This is a genomic window from Rhodanobacter sp. FDAARGOS 1247 (assembly GCF_016889805.1).
Taxonomy (GTDB): Bacteria; Pseudomonadota; Gammaproteobacteria; order Xanthomonadales; family Rhodanobacteraceae; genus Rhodanobacter.
In genome coordinates this window covers 3,215,347-3,232,183 of record NZ_CP069535.1, presented here as the reverse complement: position 1 = coordinate 3,232,183, position 16,837 = coordinate 3,215,347, and the positions used below count along the sequence as shown (strand labels likewise).

13 protein-coding genes and 1 pseudogene are annotated in these 16,837 nt (G+C 67.0%); 9 read left to right on the top strand and 5 right to left on the bottom strand.

Going from position 1 to position 16,837, the window contains the following annotated elements; translation table 11 throughout:
* Window positions 1–20: 20 nt before the first annotated feature.
* The 3 genes from I6J77_RS14720 to I6J77_RS14710 all read right to left on the bottom strand — a co-directional run bounded on the left by I6J77_RS14720 (window position 21) and on the right by I6J77_RS14710 (window position 4,706).
* Window positions 21–2,069 carry a glycosyltransferase gene (locus I6J77_RS14720; RefSeq protein WP_239309026.1) on the bottom strand — a complete coding sequence of 683 codons (2,049 nt, stop codon included), beginning with the start codon at window positions 2,067–2,069 and terminating at the stop codon, window positions 21–23.
* 109 nt (window positions 2,070–2,178) lie between these two features.
* On the bottom strand, window positions 2,179–3,042 hold the full coding sequence (locus I6J77_RS14715; RefSeq protein ID WP_204109581.1) for a phytanoyl-CoA dioxygenase family protein: 864 nt from the start codon (window positions 3,040–3,042) through the stop codon (window positions 2,179–2,181).
* A 53-nt stretch (window positions 3,043–3,095) separates the two neighbouring features.
* Window positions 3,096–4,706 carry an electron transfer flavoprotein-ubiquinone oxidoreductase gene (locus tag I6J77_RS14710; protein ID WP_204109580.1) on the bottom strand — a complete coding sequence of 537 codons (1,611 nt, stop codon included), beginning with the start codon at window positions 4,704–4,706 and terminating at the stop codon, window positions 3,096–3,098.
* 169 nt (window positions 4,707–4,875) lie between these two features.
* Here I6J77_RS14710 and I6J77_RS14705 point away from each other — a divergent pair, with 169 nt between their 5' ends.
* The 7 genes and pseudogenes from I6J77_RS14705 to I6J77_RS17880 all read left to right on the top strand — a co-directional run bounded on the left by I6J77_RS14705 (window position 4,876) and on the right by I6J77_RS17880 (window position 11,179).
* On the top strand, window positions 4,876–6,273 hold the full coding sequence (locus I6J77_RS14705) for an amidase (protein ID WP_204109579.1): 1,398 nt from the start codon (window positions 4,876–4,878) through the stop codon (window positions 6,271–6,273).
* A gap of 142 nt (window positions 6,274–6,415) precedes the next feature.
* Window positions 6,416–6,667, top strand: a pseudogene (locus I6J77_RS17825) (adenylyl-sulfate kinase); the annotation flags it as partial.
* An 81-nt stretch (window positions 6,668–6,748) separates the two neighbouring features.
* Window positions 6,749–7,849 (top strand): glycine cleavage system aminomethyltransferase GcvT, encoded by a 1,101-nt coding sequence (gcvT, locus tag I6J77_RS14695; protein WP_204109577.1) that lies wholly within the window; start codon window positions 6,749–6,751, stop codon window positions 7,847–7,849.
* 99 nt (window positions 7,850–7,948) lie between these two features.
* Window positions 7,949–8,344 carry a glycine cleavage system protein GcvH gene (gcvH, locus tag I6J77_RS14690; RefSeq protein ID WP_056717402.1) on the top strand — a complete coding sequence of 132 codons (396 nt, stop codon included), beginning with the start codon at window positions 7,949–7,951 and terminating at the stop codon, window positions 8,342–8,344.
* Window positions 8,345–9,076: 732 nt separating this feature from the next.
* A complete protein-coding gene (gene metJ / locus I6J77_RS17915; protein ID WP_082542781.1) occupies window positions 9,077–9,628 on the top strand; it encodes a met regulon transcriptional regulator MetJ in 552 nt (183 codons plus the stop codon).
* A 358-nt stretch (window positions 9,629–9,986) separates the two neighbouring features.
* Window positions 9,987–11,030 (top strand): energy transducer TonB, encoded by a 1,044-nt coding sequence (locus I6J77_RS14680; RefSeq protein WP_056716284.1) that lies wholly within the window; start codon window positions 9,987–9,989, stop codon window positions 11,028–11,030.
* A gap of 14 nt (window positions 11,031–11,044) precedes the next feature.
* A complete protein-coding gene (locus I6J77_RS17880) occupies window positions 11,045–11,179 on the top strand; it encodes a hypothetical protein (protein ID WP_255519750.1) in 135 nt (44 codons plus the stop codon).
* 30 nt (window positions 11,180–11,209) lie between these two features.
* On the opposite strand, the gene I6J77_RS14675 is transcribed toward I6J77_RS17880, so the two are convergent.
* Window positions 11,210–12,526 carry a serine hydrolase gene (locus I6J77_RS14675; RefSeq protein ID WP_204109576.1) on the bottom strand — a complete coding sequence of 439 codons (1,317 nt, stop codon included), beginning with the start codon at window positions 12,524–12,526 and terminating at the stop codon, window positions 11,210–11,212.
* A gap of 55 nt (window positions 12,527–12,581) precedes the next feature.
* Here I6J77_RS14675 and I6J77_RS14670 point away from each other — a divergent pair, with 55 nt between their 5' ends.
* Entirely contained in the window at window positions 12,582–13,169 is a 588-nt protein-coding gene (locus I6J77_RS14670) for a LemA family protein (RefSeq protein ID WP_204109575.1), read from the top strand.
* A 48-nt stretch (window positions 13,170–13,217) separates the two neighbouring features.
* Window positions 13,218–15,158 (top strand): M48 family metallopeptidase, encoded by a 1,941-nt coding sequence (locus I6J77_RS14665; RefSeq protein ID WP_204109574.1) that lies wholly within the window; start codon window positions 13,218–13,220, stop codon window positions 15,156–15,158.
* On the opposite strand, the gene I6J77_RS14660 is transcribed toward I6J77_RS14665, so the two are convergent.
* Complete coding sequence (locus I6J77_RS14660; protein WP_204109573.1) at window positions 15,143–16,750, bottom strand: GMC family oxidoreductase; 1,608 nt, start codon at window positions 16,748–16,750, stop codon at window positions 15,143–15,145. The two genes, I6J77_RS14665 and I6J77_RS14660, sit on opposite strands and share 16 nt — an antisense overlap.
* Between the last annotated feature and the right edge of the window lie 87 nt (window positions 16,751–16,837).

The window sequence follows — 16,837 nt, the reverse complement described above, 5'->3', positions numbered from 1 at the left end:
CGGCGCTGGAAGACCGGTGGTCAATCCAGCACCCGGCGCAGGGTGGCGTCGGCGGCCTCGGGCGAGAAGTGCTGGCGCACGTTGTCCTGGCCGCCGGCCGACAGTTGCCGCCAGAGCGCCTCGTCGCGTTGCAGCCGCAGGACCGCGTCGACGAAACCGGCGGCGTCGCTGGCCACCAGCACGTCGCGACCATCGACAAGCTGCATGCCTTCGACCGCCACCGGCGTGGCGATCACCGGCACGCCATGGCTCATCGCCATGTTGATCTTCCCCTTCACGCCGGCACCGAAGCGCAGCGGTGCGAGGGACGCCAGGCAGGCATCCAGCCATGGCGTCAGCTCGGCGACGCGCCCGTGCAGTTCCATGCCGGGCACGGCCAGTTCGCGCCGCGCGGTGTCGGGCATGTCGCCGAGCACGTGCACGGTAATCTCCGGTGAGAACTCGCGCAGTTTCGGCAGGATTTCCGTGGCGATCCAGCGCAGCGCGTCGCTGTTCGGCGGGTGGCCGTAGCCGCCGATGAAGACCAGGTCGCGCCGCTCGTGGTGAGCGCGCCGGCAAGCCTGCACGGTATGGATGTTCGACAGCAGCTCCACCCGCGCCCGGGGCAGCAGCTGCGCCAGCAAGTCCTGTTCGTGCGGACTGACCACCAGGCTGACGTCGGACTGTTCGATCAGGGCCAGCTCGCTGCGGCGTGCCGCTTCCGCCTGGCGGGCCATCGCTGCGCTGCCACCCACTTCGGCAGCGCGGCCCTCGCGCAGGAAGTGCAGGTCCACGGTGTCGAAGATCAGCCGGGCCTGCGGCGCGTGGCGACGGACGGCGGCGGCGTACTGGCCTGCCACCGTGTGGCGGCACAGGATCACCGCATGCAGCTCGTGGCCGTGCCGGCGCAGCCAATGCGGCAGGTCGGCCACTGCGGGCCGGCACAGCACCTCGCAGCCCAGCGTGCCCAGCGCATCGATCTCCGCGGGACTGGCGCGGCCGTCGTCGGGCAGGAAGACGGTGCCCCAGCCTTGTCCGTCGAGCAGGCCCAGGATCGCGCACAGCCGCAGCGAGCCCGAGTCGCGCGCCGGTTCCGGCGTCATCGCATCCACCACCAGCACGAGGCCGCGCTGGCGCCAGCGGATCGCCCGTTCCACCGCCGTGCCAACCGGTGGCTGGGCTGCCAGTTCGGTGGCCCATTTGTCGACGAAGGTCAGCTGGTTGAGGCGCTGGTGGCGTTTCATGCCGCGATCGAGATCGGTACCCGCGCTGATGCCTTCGCAATGGATCACCGTGCTGGCCGGCTCGTAGTACACGTGCAGGCCGAGCCGGCGCACGGCGAAGGCCAGGTCGACATCCTCGTAGTAGGCCGGGGCGTAACGCAGGTCGAAACCGCCAACCTGCCGGAAGACCTCGCGGCGGATCAGCAAGGCCGCGCCGGAGACGTAGTCGACTTCGCGACGCCAGCGGAACGTCGCGGCCTGGCGCGGCTCGAAGCGACCGGTGGTCCAGCAACTGCCGTCGGCGAACACCAGTGCGCCGGCTTCCTGCAGGCGGCCGTCCGGATACACCAGCTTGCTGCCCGCGATGCCGCAGTCGGGATGATCGGCGAAGCACTGCAGCAGCGCATCCAGCCAGCCCGGCGTGACCTGGGTGTCGTTGTTGAGGAACAGCAGGAACTCGCCGCGGGCGGCGGCCGCACCGGCGTTGCAGCTGCCGACGAAGCCGAGGTTGTCCGCGTTGCGCACCAGATGCAGGCCGGCGATCCGGGCGAGTGTCGCGGCGCTGTCGTCCGGCGACGCGTCATCCACCACGATCACTTCGAAAGCCGTCCGGGCTCCATGTCGCGCCAGCGAACGCAGGCAGGCGAGGGTATAGGCAAGCTTGCCGTGGATCGGGATGATCACCGAGACACGAGGCTGCCCGCTGACGGGCAACGCAAAGGGTGCGAACGGCTCGTCCAGCGGCAACAGCGCCAGCGCCTCGTCGAACGCGGGACGCGCCTGGAACTCCTGCGCGACGCGCGCCAGCGTACCGCGCACGCCGCGCAGCGCCAGGCTGGCGGCGATGCGGCGGCTGATATAGACCAAGCGCTTCAGGCGCCATCGCAGGTGGGAAATCAGGACTGCTTCCTCCGGGGATTGCGGCGGCCATTGTCGGTGGCCGAACCCCTGCAGGCGAGCGTCATCGCCACGCGGGTCATGGCCACGGCCAGCGCCACCGGCGAACCGCCAGCTTGTGGGTATGGCCGAAATCGATCTCGCGGAAGCGTGCGATCCGGCGCTGGCCGTGTCGGTAGTAGCGCCAGTCCGCCTTTGCCGCAACCGGCTTGTCGGGATCGAAGAACACATCGATGTGATGCACCGGTACGCCTTGCGGCGTGACGTGCATGACCAGGCTGCGCCGTGAGCGCTGCCTGACCTGATGAGGCGAACCGCCGTGGAACATCGACGGGTGCCAGATGATCATGTCGCCACGCTTCACGTGGATCTCTTGCGCAAGCATGCCGCGCTCGTCGCACTGCCGCTGCACGGCGGCCTGGTAAGCGTTCCAGCCGAGATCGGAGATCGGCGGGATCGAGGCGGGGTCGGGAAACAGTTCCCGCGCCAGTGCGGCCACGTCGATCGCCGGCAACAAATGACTGCGCGGTACCACCCGCAGCGGCCCGTTGTCCGCATCGACGTCATCCAGCGCCAGCCACATCCCCAGGTAGCGGTCGGCCGGGCGCGTGCAGAAGTACGGCGTGTCGCGATGCAGCGCCTGCTCGGAGCCACGTTCGTAATACAGGCTGGTGTAGAGCGTGGCTGGTTCCCCGAAAAAGCGATCGCAGGTGGCCAACGCGGAGTTTTCCGCAAACACGTCGGCCAGTGCATCGATCGCCAGATGCATGTTCACCACCCGGTAGAGCTGGCCGTGTTCGTTGGCATTGTCGCGGATCGCCGCACGGTGCACCCGCTTGAACGCATCGATGCCGGCCAGCGCGCGCTCGCACGCGGCCACGGACACGGCGTTGCGGATCACCGCATAGCCTTGTCCGGTGAGCTGGGCCAGGGCGTCAGTCATGCCGGTTTGCCGGGAAGCCACGCCGCCATGTGCCGGAAATCATGGGCGGCTTCTCAGAGGTTCTGGTAGTTCGGGCCCGAACCGCCTTCCGGCGTGACCCAGGTGATGATCTCGTACGGGTCCTTGATGTCGCAGGTCTTGCAGTGCACGCAGTTGGCCGCGTTGACCTGCAGGCGCTTGCCGTGCGGCTGGCTTTCGTCGGCCACCATCTCGTAGACGTTGGCGGGACAGAAGCGGGTGCAGGGATTGTCGTATTCCTCGACGCACTTCGTGGCGCAGATGTCGGTGTCGGCCACGTGCAGGTGGATCGGCTGGTCTTCGTCGTGCTCGGTGGCGGCGAAGTAGACGCCGGCCAGGCGGTCGCGCGGGGCAAGCGTGCGCTGCACGTAGTCGCGCTTCGGTTCTTCCTGGGCACCGAGCTTGTGCAGCGAGGACCAGTCGGCCTTGTTCTTCAGCGTCCACGGCGACAGGCCGACGGTGACGGTTTCCCACGCCGCATTGAGCAGTCCGAACCACAGGCCCTTCTTGAACGCGGGCTTGATGTTGCGCACCTTCTTCAGTTCGGCCATCACGTCCGAGCCGCGCAGCTTCGCGTCGAAGCCGGCGGCGTCCAGGCCGTTCGCGGCGAGATGCTCGGCGGCCAGCATGCCGCTCTTCAGTGCCTGGTGGGTGCCTTTCACCTTGGGCACGTTGAGCAGGCCGGCGGTGTCGCCGATCAGGATCGCGCCGGGCATCTCGCACTTCGGCAGCGACTGCCAGCCGCCGGTGACGATGGCGCGCGCGCCGGCCGACAGGATCGTGCCGTCCTCCAGCACCGGCTTCACCATCGGGTGGTTCTTCCACTGCTGGAAGGCCTCCCACGGCTTGTATTCCGGGTCGCTGTAGTCGAGCCCGCTGATGTAGCCGAGCGCGATGCGATCCTTGTCCAGGTGGTACATGAAGCTGCCGCCATAGGTATGCGTGTCGGCGGGCCAGCCGAAGCTGTGCACGATCTTGCCCGGCGTGACGCGGCCGGCGGGCAGCTGCCACAGCTCCTTGATGCCGATGGAATAGCCTTGCGGATCGCTGTCGGCGTCGAGCTTGAAGCGCTTGATCAACTGCTTGGTGAGGCTGCCGCGGGCACCCTCGGCCAGTACGGTGACTTTCGCCCTGATGTCGATGCCTTCGGTGTAACCGGGCTTGTGCGTGCCGTCCTTCGCCACGCCCATGTCGCCGATGCGCACGCCGGCGACCGAGCCGTCTTCGTTGTAGATGTTGTCGGCAGCGGCGAAACCGGGGAACACGTCCACGCCCAGCGCCTCGGCCTGGGGCGCCAGCCATGCGCACATCGCGCCCAGCGACACGATGAAGTTGCCGTGGTTGCGCATGCCCGGCGGTACCGGCAGCTTGCGGCCGCCGTCCTTGCCGAGCAGCCAGAATTCATCGTCGCCCGCGGGCACGCAGATCGGCGGCGGACTGTCGCGCCAACCGGGCAGCAGGGCGTCCAGCGGCTGCGGCTCGATCACCGCGCCGGAGAGGATCTGCGCGCCGATGGTCGAGGCTTTCTCGATCACGCAGACGTTCACGTCGGGCTTCAGTTGCTTGAGTCGTATCGCGAATGACAGTCCCGCCGGGCCGGCGCCGACGACGACGACGTCGTATTCCATGGTTTCGCGTTCGCTCATGGCGGACTCCGGGATGCGAGGTGTGGGCGCAGGCGGCTGCCGTGCGTCGGGGTATGGATCAGGCGACCATTGTCCGGTTTCGGGCGCCGCGCGGCAACGCGTGCTGCGCCACCGCTTGCATTCACTTCACCGGACGCGGTGATAATCGGGGCATTCTCAGGGAGTTTTCATGAATTCGATGCCGCCGATCGCCGATCTCGACTTGCGTCGTGCCTCGCTTTGCCAGTTGCTGCACTGGCTGGCCACCGGCCGCGTGCAGCCGCGCGTGCTGGCCGATGTCTACCAGCAGGCGATCGAACGGCTGGACCCCGAACTGCATGCTTATGTCGACCATCGTTCGGGCCTGCTGCAGGATCAGGCGGACTTGGCGGACCGGCGTCGTCGCGACGGCGTGATCGGACGGCTGGACGGCATTCCGCTGGCGGTGAAGGACAACTTCGACATCGCCGGCTGGCCTACGCGGGTCGGCCTCCCCGGTCGCGGCAAGCCGGTGCAGGAGGATGCCCACGTGGTGGCGCGGCTGCGTGCTTCCGGCGCGCTGCTGGTGGGCAAGACCAACATGGACGAAGGCGCGCTGGGCGCCACCACCGACAATCCGCACTTCGGCGCCACCCACAATCCGCACCGGCACGGCTACACCGCCGGCGGCTCTTCCGGCGGCGCGGCGGCAGCCGTCGCCGCAGGCCTGGCGGTGGCTGCGGTGGGTTCGGACAGTCTCGGCTCGATCCGCATCCCGGCGAGCTACTGCGGCCTGTATGCATTGAAGCCGACGCACGGCGAAATTTCCGCCCGTGGCCTGGTGCCGGCGGCGCGGCGACTGGATGCCGTCGGCCTGCTGGCGCGCAGCGCCGACGACCTGACCGTCCTGCTGCAGGTGCTGGCCGGCTACGACGCCGACGATGCGCGCTCGCGCCGTCGGCGTGTCGCGTTCGCCCTGCCGGACTGGGAGCCGGGCAACCTGCGCGCCGGCCTGCTGCCGGATCTCGCTGGCGTGGGCGTGCAGCCGGAGGTGATCGAGGTGTTCGAGTCGGCGCTGGCGAAACTCCCGCATGCGCTGGGCGATCGGCGCACGGTGGATTTCGCCGACTGGGATTTCGCCCGCACGCGCCGCGCCGGCCTGCTGCTGATGGAGGCGGAGATGCTCGGCACCTTCGCCGCCGACCTGGCCAACACCGAGCGCCCGGTATCGGAGCGCTTCCGTCAGATGCTCGGCTACGCCGGCCGCAAGAGCGCGGCGGATTATGCGGCGGCCGACCGCGTGCTGGATGCGGCCACGCTGAAAATGCGCCGGCTGTTTTCCCGGGTCGACGTGCTGGTCATGCCGACCACGCCCCAGGGTGCGTTCCCGCTGGATGGCCCGGTGCCCGATTCGCAGGCCGACCTCACCAGCTTCGCCAGCCTGGCCGGTTGCCCCGCGGTGAGCCTGCCGATGGGAACGTTGCCCAACGGCATGCCGGTGGGACTGCAGCTGGTCGGTGCGCGCGGTTCGGATCTGCGCCTGCTGGAACTGGCGGCAGTATGCGCGGCGACGCTGGATGCCGACCCGACCTATCCGGTGCTTGCCTGAGGATCGGCTGACACGCGGTACCTGCCGCATCGACGCCGCTCCTGATCTCGCATCGCGAGGCTCTCATCCCATCTCGACGAGCTCGAAGCCGGGCGTGTTCACATTCTGCGCGAAGTGCAGCTGGCCTTCCGCACCCGGTAACCGTTCCGCGCGCGACATGTTCGAGCCGGGCGAGTTCATCGAGGTGTTCGTGGACGCCTCGCTGGAGGAATGCGAGCGACGCGATCTCAAGGGGCTGTACCGCAAGGCGCGATCCGGCGCGATCCGCAATTTCGCCGGCATTGATGCACCTTATGAAAGGCCCGAGGCGGCGGAAGTCCACCTGCTGGCCGACGGTCGGCGTGCCGAGGCACTGGCCGAACAGGTCATCGCCAGCCTGCCCGGTCTGGACTGAGCGGGCAGGCAGGGGGCTCGGCTTGGATTGCCGGGTGCTGGCGGGGATAATGGCCCATTCCCTCCGCTAGGCTGCGTCGCAATGACCGAGAAGACCGTACTCAATGCCACCCATCGCGCACTCGGTGCACGCATGGTCGATTTCGGTGGCTGGGACATGCCGATCAACTACGGCTCGCAGATCGAGGAGCATCACGCGGTACGCCGCGAGGCCGGCATGTTCGACGTTTCGCACATGACCGTGATCGATCTGCACGGTGCGCGGGTCCGCGACTTCCTTCGCCACCTGCTGGCCAACAGCGTCGACAAGCTGAAGGTGCAAGGCAAGGCGCTGTATTCCTGCATGCTCGACGAGCGTGGCGGCGTGATCGACGACCTGATCGTGTATTACCTGGGCGACGAGTTCTACCGGCTGGTGGTCAACGCCGGCACCCGCGCCAAGGACCTGGCCTGGATCGAGCTTCAGGCGCAGGCGTTCGAGGTGCAGGTGAAGGAGCGTCCCGAGTTCGCGATGATCGCGGTGCAGGGTCCGGCTGCCCGCGCCAAGGTGCTGGGACTGTTGCATGAAGTGGATCGCGCGCGCATCGAGAAGCTCGGCAAGTTTGCCGCTGCCGCGGCGCAGGGGCCGCACGGCATGCCACTGTTCGTGGCGCGCACCGGTTACACCGGCGAGGACGGTTTCGAGATCGTGGTTCCCGCCGAGCATGCCGTCGCCCTGTGGGAGGCGCTGGCTGCGGCGGGTGTCGCACCGGCCGGCCTCGGCGCGCGCGACACCTTGCGCCTGGAGGCGGGCATGAACCTGTATGGCCAGGACATGGACGAGACGGTCACGCCGTGGGAGGCGAACCTGGCCTGGACCATCGCGCTGGACGAGGGACGCGACTTCATCGGTCGCGCCGCGCTGGAGCAGCAGAAGGCTGCCGGCGTGCCGCGCGTGATGGTCGGGCTGGTGCTGGATGACAAGGGCGTGCTGCGTCACGGCCAGAAGGTGCTGACCGCGAACGGCGAGGGCGAGATCCTTTCGGGCAGCTTTGCGCCCACCCTGAACAAGGCGGTGGCGTTCGCGCGCATCCCGGCTGGCGCGCCGGGTGACGTGCGCGTCGACATCCGCGGTCGCGAGGTGCCGGTGCGTCTGGTGAAATATCCCTTCGTGCGCGACGGCAAACCCTGCGAAGGGATCTAGGCTGTCGTCATGTGCGTGCCGCTCGCGGCACATTCTTCCCGCAGGCGGATGTGGCTAGAATCACCGCCTGCAACCCAACCCAATGAGTGGACCCCGATCATGAGCGAGATTCCCGGCGATCTGAAATTTCTCAAATCCCACGAGTGGGCCCGCGTCGAAGACGACGGCCTGGTACGGGTGGGCATCTCCGATCACGCGCAGGGCCAGCTTGGCGACCTCGTCTACGTCGAGCTGCCTGAAGTCGGTTCGGCGGTGAAGGCCGGCGCCGGCGCTGCCGTGGTGGAGTCGGTGAAGGCGGCCTCGGACATCTACTCCCCGGTCTCGGGCGAGGTTGTCGAGGTCAACGAGCTGCTCAATGACAAGCCGGAAACCATCAACGAGGATGCCTTCGGTGAAGGCTGGATCTTCCTGGTGCGTCCCAGCGATCGGGCCGAGCTCGACGAGCTGCTGGATGCGAACGACTACCAGGATGTGGTCGAGAACGAAGACCACTGAGTCTTTCGCTCGTCGAGTGATGTTCCGCCGGCCGCTTTTGCGGCCGGCGCCGTTTTTGCGATAGCGGTTTGCCTGCTCGGGATGGTTAGCCGTGCTGCGTCGGAGCGCTCTTTTCGCAAGGCGAATCGCGCCGCATTTTCCCGGCACGGCAGCGCAGGATCAGCGGTGAATCGTCGGCAAGTTCGCGTGGATTTTTCGCTGCAATCTTCCTCGGCAATTTTCCGTCACGCAGTTTTCGGACGGAGCGCGGCGACGATCGATCGGTCCGCGAGCGCGTGCTCGCACGTCGTCCTTCCTGGAGAAGTCGGGACGCCTCATCCGGTCGACGACGCGTTCCGGACCTGCCCGGCCCGGGATCGGGGCCATCTTTCGGCTGGTCGGAAAAATGATTTCAGTCGCGTCCCGTTCATCTGCCGGCGACGGTGTTGTGGTGGCCGTTTGGCCCCGCGCCAGACACGCACTCTCGCGCGACAGATTTTCGACATTTTTTCATCGCGCATGGCGAAAGCCTTGCAGGACAAGGCTTTCAAGGTGTTGGTCAAATTCTGACCAAAATCCGTTTGGAAGTATGGACGTCCAATTGAAAGATGCATGCAAACCCCGCAGGCCGCGTCGCGTGGTGGTTCCGGGCGGATCGCGGTCGGTCGGGCGGGTTGATTTCATGATTGAAATCAATTGACACCAGAAATCTTCAGGGATAGCTTTCGCAACAGATCACGGGGAATGCGTTTTATGGCAACAACCAAATTCATCAAGCCGTACGTCGAACACGGTGAAAAGGCGAATGCAGTACGCAAGATCACTGTCTCGATTCCGCTGCATGTATTGCGGCGGCTTTCTGATTTGCGCACGCATCGTCAAGTGAACAATCTTCGGCACGCTACCAACAGTGACGTGTTGGTCGAAGCGTTCCTGCACGCTTTTACTGGGCAACCACTGCCAACTGATGAGGAGCTGAGACGAACCATGGCCACTGCCAAGAAACCCGCTGCAAAGAAACCGGCCGCCAAGAAGGCCGCCGCCAAGAAGCCCGCCGTGAAGAAGGTTGCCGCCAAGAAGGCTGCCGCCAAGAAGCCGGTAGCGAAGAAGCCGGCAGCCAAGAAGGTTGCCGCCAAGAAGCCGGCCGCCAAGAAGGCTGCTGCCAAGAAGCCGGCTGCTGCCAAGAAAGCTGCCGTGAAGAAGGTTGCGAAGAAGGCTGCGCCGAAGAAGGCTGCCGCCAAGAAAGCTGCACCGGCCAAGGTGGTGAAGGCCACCAAGACCGCCAAAGCCAAAGCGAAGAAGTAAGCCGACCCGCGTTACCCAACAATAAGACAAGCAATCGACTTCTCTCCCCGCGGTGCCCAGCGCGGGGAGAGCACTTCGAAAGATTCGTCCCGGCCTGGCCGGGACGCTTCGTTTCCGGCGACGGAAAAGTTTCCGGCGGGAGGCGCGGGGCCCGCTGGCCCGCATCGCGTCCGGGCCCGGCGAGTCGCCGGCGGGTGAGGCGTCTTTCCCCGGCGGTCCGGAATCTGCGCCATTTGCCGTGCTGTCCCATTGGAGTTACCTTCTGCACATCCGCGCCGCGGTGAATCCGGGGGATTCGTCGCTCCTGGGTGTACAGGGGGAAAAAGCGCGGGTATCTGTCGACACTCAGTGAGAGACCATGGATACCCGATACATACTAGATACGCGCCGGCATGCGCGCGGGGCCATTCGCCCCACCATGATTGCCATCATCGCCATCGTTGTCCTGCTTGCCGTAGGCGCGTGGTTCCTCATCATCAAGCCGCACCAGGACCTGGTGATGGCCGACTCGGGTGGCCATCCGTCCACGCCGGTTTCCACCGCAACGCGGGCGGCGCCGCCACCGGCCAACGTGGCGGCGATGGATTTGAACCAGCTGCTCGCCGAGGCTCGCACGGCCATGAACGAGCAGCGCTATCTGGCGCCGGCCGGCAACAATGCCTTCGAGTTCTACCTGCGCGTGCTGGAGAAGGAGCCGGGCAACAAGGTGGCTTCGGATGCCTTGCGCGAGACGTTCCCGTTCGCTGCCAATTCGGCGGAGCAGGCGATCAACTCGCGTGACTTCAATGAAGCCCAGCGCCAGATCGATCTGCTGGCCAAGGCGGATCCGGCGAACTTCACGCTGACCATCCTGCGTTCGAAGCTGGATGCCCAGCGCAAGACCCTGGACAAGCAGCAGCAGTTGGCCCTCGACCAGGAGAAGGCGGCGCAGCTCGCTGCGCAGAAGGCGGCGGCGGACAAGGCCGCTGCCGATCAGCTGGCCGAACAGCAGAAGGCGCTGGCCGCCGAACAGCAGAAGGCGCAGCAGGCACGCACGGCGCAACAGGCCAGTCAGCCGACCTCGACGACGGCCAACGCCGCCGACTCGACCGGCGCTGCGGCAGCAGGTGCGGACCAGTCCGGCGCGAGCGGGGCCAACACCGCCGCCGTGCTGGTGAAGGCCGCTCCGGCACGCTATCCCACCGCGGCCATGCGCACACGCCAGCAGGGTTGGGTCGTGGTCACGTTCACCGTCGACCCCGACGGCAAGACCAGTGACGTGAAGGTGCTCGAGTCGCAGCCGCGCCATGTGTTCGACCGTGCGGCCATCGATGCCGTGGAGCGCTACCGCTTCACGCCGGCGATGAAGAATGGTGAGGCGGTGTCCAGCATCAAGCAGCAGCGGATCGAGTTCAAGCTCTGATCCGGAAGTGACCGATGGACTGGCGGCGCATGTTCTGCATGCGCCGCCTTTTTTTCGACCAGCAAAAATCCGGGGCCGTGAAGAAGGCGACTGCGCGCGCCTTCTTCCTCGGTGTGCGGACTCGCGCGGCGGGCACGGTCACGGCGTGAGCGGGTACCGCCTTCCGCGAAAGCCAGCCCTCAGTGCTTGCGTGCCGGCCGATGGCGCGCGCGTGGCTTGTGCTTCGGTTTCCTGGCCCTGGTCGGCGCGGCGGCCTTGGCCGGCCCTTCGATTTCGGCCCAGTCGACGTGCGGCAGGCCGAGCAGGCCGTCCAGCACCATCGGCATCAGTCCGCTGGGCGTGGGGCCGGTGGAGTTCCACAAGGTGACCACGCCGGCACGGTACTTCGGGAAGAAACCGATCATGGTGCGGTAACCGGCTACGGCGCCGGCGTGATAGATCAGGGTTTCACCGCCGTATTCGTACACGCGCCAGCCCAGCGCGTAGTGGGCATCGGTGAGCCGGGCGCGACGCCAGGGCGTGGCGTGCAGTTCGCTGGGTGTGGATACGCCCGGAGCATGCAGCACGTCGAGCAGCGAGGTCGGCAACACGTCCTGGCGTCCGCCCATCTGCGCGATCAGCCATTTCTCCATGTCGCGGATGCTGGCGTTGACGCCGGCGGCGGGTGCCACGCGGTAGTAGGTCTCGTTCGGATCGAACGGAATCCAGCCACGGCTGCTGCCACGATGCGGGCGCGCCCAGCTCTTGCTGGATTCCAGGGCGGCGCGCCCATAGCTCGCGGTGGTCATGCCCAGCGGATAGAAGATGCGCTTGTCGACCTGGTGATAGAAGAAGTCGCCGGTGCGCGCGAGCACCACGTCGCCGATCATGCTGAAGGCGACGTTCTGGTAGCCGTAGCACTGACCGACGCCGCAGACCATGTCGACCTCGTCCAGCTTGCGCACCAGTTCCTCGTAGGACGTGTCGCCTTCGAGCATGTTGTCGTAGGTGTTTCGCGGCAGCCCCAGCCGCTGCCCCAGGATGTCGCCGACGGTGGCCCGTGCGGCAGCCTGCATGTCCTTCAGCTTGAAGTACGGCAGCACGTCGAGCAGTTTCGTGTCCCAGCCGAGCTTGCCGTCGTCGACCAGCAGGCCGGTCATCGCGGTGGCGAAGGCCTTGGACAGCGATGCCAGGCGGAACACGGTCTGCGGCGTGATCGGGTCCTTCGTGGTGGCATCGGTGTAGCCGATCGTGCCCTCGTAGGCCACCTTGCCGTCGATCACCACCGCGGTGGCGAGTCCGGCTACTGCATCGCGCTGCGCGACGCGATTGAGCCAGCGCTGGTAGTCCGCAAGGGTCTGCTTGACGCGTGCCGCCGGCAACTTCTGTGGCGTCTGGCCCACGCTGGTGGGCGCTGGCGCCGGTGTGGCGGAAGAGGGCGCTGCCTTCGCGCAAAGCGGCGCACAGGCCAGCCCGAGAGCGCCTGCGACCAGCAGGAAGAGCTTGTGAAACTGCATGGTATTCTGATCTGGTTCCGGCGTGGGGATGCGCCTCAGGGTGAGGAATTTGTCGATGGGTCTGATCATTGTTCTGATTGTCGTCGTTCTGATTGTCTTGTACTTCGTGGCGATCTACAACGGACTGGTGACTTCGCGCAACGGCTACAAGAACGCGTTCGCGCAGATTGACGTGCAACTGACGCGCCGACATGACCTGATACCGAACCTGGTCGAGACGGCCAAGGGTTACCTCGCCCACGAGCGGGGTACCCTCGAGGCCGTGGTGCAGGCGCGCAACGCGGCGGTGAACGGGCTGGCCGGCGCCAAGGCCAAGCCGGGTGACGCGGCTGCGATGCAGCAGCTGGCCAGCACTGAAAATGCTTTGACACAGACTTTGGGTCATTTGTTCGCGCTGCAGGAGGCCTATCCCGACCTGAAGGCGAACCAGACCATGATGCAGCTGTCCGAAGAGCTCACCTCGACCGAGAACCGGGTGGCCTTCGCGCGGCAGGCGTACAACGATTCCGTGCTGACCTACAACAACAAGCGCGAAGTGTTTCCTGCCTCGTTCGTGGCCAACAGTTTCGGTTTCGCCGCCGCCGAATCGTTGAAGATCGAGAACCCCGCCGTGCGCGACGTGCCGAAGGTTTCCTTCAGCTGATCGCCGCTGCTTCGTGGCCCACGCCACGAAGCAGGTCCGGGAGTCTCCATGGATTTCTTTGCGCAGCAGGCTCGCGTGCGTGGCAGCAGCCGGCGCCTGGTCGTGCTGTTCGTGCTGGCGGTGGCTGCCATCGTGGCGGCGATCGACGCCGTGGTGTGGTTTACGCTGGGTCATCACCCGGTGGACGGCGAGCCGGCGCGCTCGAACCTGCCGCTGCTGTTCGGCAGCAGCCTGGCGGTGATCGCCGGCATCGGGCTCAGTTCGTGGTTCCGCATCAGGAGCCTGTCCGGCGGCGGCAGGGCCGTCGCCGAAAGCGTGGGCGCGGTGGTGGTAGCGGTCGATACCCGCGACCCCGCATTGCGCCAGCTGCGCAACGTGATCGAGGAAGTGGCGATTGCGGCCGGCGTGCCGGTGCCGGACATCTGCCTGCTGGCGGACGAGCCCGGCATCAACGCGTTTGCCGCGGGCTATTCGGCATCGGACGCCGCGGTGTGCGTGACCCGCGGTTGCCTGGACCAGCTCACCCGCGATGAATTGCAGGGCGTGATCGCGCACGAGTTCAGCCATGTGCTGAACGGCGACATGCGACTGAACATCCGGCTGATGGGCCTGCTGTTCGGCATCCTGGTGCTGGCGATCGCAGGGCGGCGGGTGATCGGGTTCGGCGGTGGCCGCAGCAGTCGACGTGGCGGCGGTCAGGTGGTGCTGATCGGGCTGGCGCTGATCGTGGTCGGCTACATCGGCTACTTCTTCGCGAGGCTGATCCAGGCTGCGGTGTCGCGCTCGCGCGAGGCGCTGGCCGATGCCTCGGCCGTGCAGTTCACCCGCCAGACCGACGGCATTGCCGGCGCGCTGAAGAAGATCGCGGCGCTCGGCGAAGGCTCGCGCCTGCAGATGGCGAACAAGCAGGAGGTAGCACACATGCTGTTCGGTGAGGCCGGCCGTTTCAATGCGCTGTTCGCCACCCACCCGCCGCTGCTGCAGCGCATTCGTGCACTGGAACCGGGCTTTCGCGAAGAGGAACTGGTCCGGATTGGCGTGGCGATGCAGCGCGCGGCCATGCGAGCCGCGGCCAGCCCCTTGTCGGCATCGGCACCGGCTGTGGCAGCGATGCGTGCCGGGGTCATTCCCGGAGTGGCGATCCCTCCCGTATCGCCGGCGCTGCTGGCCGGCGCGCCGGCGAGCGCCGGCATGCCGGCCAGCGGACAGTTCCAGCGCGCCGCCGCATTGCATCAGGCGCTGCCCACGCGCTTGCGGGAAGCCGTGCAGCAGCCCGAGCCGGCGCTTGCCGTGGTGCTGGCGCTGGCCGCCTCGGCGGCCGAACCGCAGCCGTCGCAACGGCGCATCATCGCCGATGCCTTTGGCGACGATGTGCATCAGGCGGTGCGGAACTTCGCCGCCGAAGTGGCGAAGCTGCCGCCGAGTGCCCGGCTGCCGCTGGCCTCGCTGGCCTTTCCCGCGCTGAAGCAGTTGCCGCCGGCGCGTCAGCAGATTTTGCAGAACACGCTTGATGCGGTGGTCAATGCCGATGGCCGGGTCGACCTCAACGAATATTGTCTGGCCCGGCTCCTGCGCCTGCAGTTGCGCGAGGCGCAGCAGCCTCGACGTGCGCCGGTCGATGGCGCGAAGAAGCTGCCGGCTTGCCGCGCCAGCGTGGTCATGGTCTGCGCCGTGGTTGCCGCGGGCGGTTGTTCCGGCGAAGCCCGCGCGCGGCGCGCCTGGCTGGTGGCGATGCAGAGCGTCTTTCCCGGCGAGGCGATCGAATGGACGCCGCCGCCGGCGGCCTGGCAGGCGCCGTTCGAGCGCGCGATGGATGATCTGGACGACCTCCTGCCGATCGCCAAGGAGCTGGTGATCCAGGCTCTCGTGGCGGCAATCAACGCCGACGACCTGGTCAGCGTGGAAGAAGCCGAACTGCTGCGCGTGATCTGCGCCAGCCTGCATTGCCCGGTGCCGCTCGGTGACGAGGTGAATCAGGCCGCTGTCTGATTCGCGCCGCTTCCCGCCAACAACGCGCTTGCCCGCTCGGCGATCATGATCGTGGGCGCATTGGTGTTGCCGGTGGGAAGCGCCGGCATCACCGAAGCATCGACCACGCGCAGGCCGTCGATGCCGCGCACGCGCAATTCGCTGTCGACCACCGCGCGATCGTCGTTGCCCATGCGGCAGGTACCGACCGGGTGATAGATGGTCTCCGCCTTGCGCCGGATGAAGTCGGTGTATTCGGCGTCGGTGTCGATGCGGCGTTCGGGAAACACCGGGGCGCCACGATGGGGCGCGAACGCGGGCTGGTCCAGGATCTCGCGCGACAGCCGCGCTGCCTCGATCATCAGCTTCAGGTCATGGCCTTCCGGGTCGCCCAGGTAGTTCGCGTGGATCGCGATCGGTTGCGCCGGATCGGCCGAGTGCAGGCGCAACCGGCCGCGGCTGCGCGGGTGCAGGTAGCAGGCGTGCAGGGTGTAGCCGTAGCCTGGCAGGCGGTGGCGGCCGTGATCGTCGAGCAGTGCCGGCACGAAATGGAACTGCAGGTCGCAACGCTCGTCGCCGGCGAAGCGGCTGCGCACGAAACCGCCGGCCTCGGCCACGTTGGAACTGCCCGGTCCATCGCGATGGCGCAGCCAGCGCAGGCCCGCGGACAGTTCGTTGAGGTGGTCGTAGCTGATCCGGGTGGCATTGCCATCGAGCGTGCAGATGTCCAGATGGTCCTGCAGGTTGCCGCCGACGCCGGGCAGGTCCGCCTGCACCACGATGTCGTGGTCGCGCAGGTGATCGGCCGGGCCCAGTCCCGACAGCATCAGCAGTTGCGGCGAGTTGATTGCGCCCGCGGCAAGGATCACTTCGCCGCCCTCGATCCGTCCCGTGCCGTGCCGGCCGCGGCGCAACTGCACGCCGACGGCGCGACCGTGCTCGATCAGCACGCGCTCGACCAGCGCGCCCGTGCGTACCTGCAGGTTGGCGCGACCGCGCGCCGGTTTCAGGAACGCCGCGGCCGTCGAGCAGCGGGCGCCGTCACGCTGGGTGACCTGGTACAGGCCGAAGCCGGCCTGGCCGACACCGTTGAAATCGTCGTTGCGCGGATGCCCCGCATTGGCGGTCGCCTCGATCAGCATCCGTGACAACGGGTTGACGTGGCGAAGGTCGGATACGCCGAGCGGACCGTGCATGCCGTGCAACGGGCTTCCGCCGCGGCTGTTGTCTTCGCTGCGCACGAACCAGGGCAGCACCTCGTTCCACGACCAGCGCGGGTCGCCAGTGACCCGGGCCCACTCGTCGTAATCGGCAGCGACCCCGCGGATGTAGCACATCGCGTTGATCGAGCTGGAACCGCCCAGCGTCCTGCCGCGCGGCCACCACAGTCGGCGCTGGTTGAGCGCAGGCTCCGCTTCGGTGCGGTAGTTCCAGTTGAGGCGGCGATTGTTGGCCAGCCGCGCGATGCCGGCGGGCATGTGGATCAGCGGGTTCCAGTCGGTCGGGCCCGCTTCCAGCAGCAGCACGCGCGTGGCCGGATTGGCGCTGAGCCGGTTGGCCAGCACGCAGCCGGCCGAGCCGGCGCCGACGATGATGTAGTCATGGCGATTCATCAATCTGCTGCCCCCGAAGAGTGGACATGGTCGCGTGCTAGGCTTGCCGCGCCCCACGCCGGATGTGCGAAGTGAGTCTGTATCGTC